General features: G+C 45.4%; 1 protein-coding gene. It reads right to left on the bottom strand.

The window, feature by feature from the left end:
* Positions 1 to 1,059: mucin-binding protein (locus D8792_RS11500; RefSeq protein WP_446677396.1), on the bottom strand; the 1,059-nt coding region annotated here is incomplete at both ends.

Genomic DNA, 1,059 nt, shown 5'->3' with positions numbered 1-1,059 from the left:
ACCAACTTCCTTGTTGTTATCATCTTGGTCTACGAAGGTGATAATCGCTTTTTGACCATCTTTAACATAATTGATTGGTGTATCCTGAGTTGGATCACTTGGAATTGGTGGTGGGTTGTAACCCTTGCTTGGATCGCTCGGATCTTTCGGTGTCAATGGTGTAGTACCATCTGGGCCTACTGGTGTAGTGCCTGGTACATCTGGAACTACTGGAAGATCAGTTCCTGGTTTTGTTGGATCTGTTGGATCGTTTGGATATGGAAGGTTTGGTACTTTTGGAAGTCCGTCTGGTACATTTGGTACGTATGAACCGAGCTTCTTGTATTGTACAACTTCTTCGCTATCCTTATCATCAGGAGTCACTGTCTTGGCTGCGACATTGGCCTTGTCTGCCACGAATCCAGTTACAACTGGTGTAGCTTCTTGAGCCAATTCTTTCGTAGCTGGTGTCCATGGAGTGAAAGTCTTCTTGTCAGTTACACGGTCGCGCTCACCTGTACGTGTGAAGGCTGCTTCTTGAGTCACAGGAGCTTTCAGAGCTGGACGGCCTGCTGTTTGACCATCTGCGTATTGATACTTGATGGTACGAGTAACCTTCTTGTTAAGTTCTGCTGGATCCTTGATTGCTTCTTTACCATGACGAAGAGTCACCACAAATTGTTGGTCCTTCTTATCATCGTTATCGAAGGTCTTAGGTCCCTTGAACTCATCGTTCACCACTTCGTAGCCCTTGTCTGTCAATTCTTTCAGACGAGTTGCGTAGTTAGTAGTTCCGATTGGCTCACCTGACTTACCACTTTCAACGACCTTACCAACTTCCTTGTTGTTATCATCTTGGTCTACGAAGGTGATAATCGCTTTTTGACCATCTTTAACATAATTGATTGGTGTATCCTGAGTTGGATCACTTGGAATTGGTGGTGGGTTGTAACCCTTGCTTGGATCGCTCGGATCTTTCGGTGTCAATGGTGTAGTACCATCTGGGCCTACTGGTGTAGTGCCTGGTACATCTGGAACTACTGGAAGATCAGTTCCTGGTTTTGTTGGATCTGTTGGATC

It is taken from the genome of Streptococcus cristatus, from assembly GCF_003943505.1.
Classification (GTDB): domain Bacteria; phylum Bacillota; class Bacilli; order Lactobacillales; family Streptococcaceae; genus Streptococcus; species Streptococcus cristatus_E.
The sequence above is the reverse complement of the archived record's forward strand: the minus strand, read 5'-3'. Positions and strand labels throughout refer to the sequence as shown.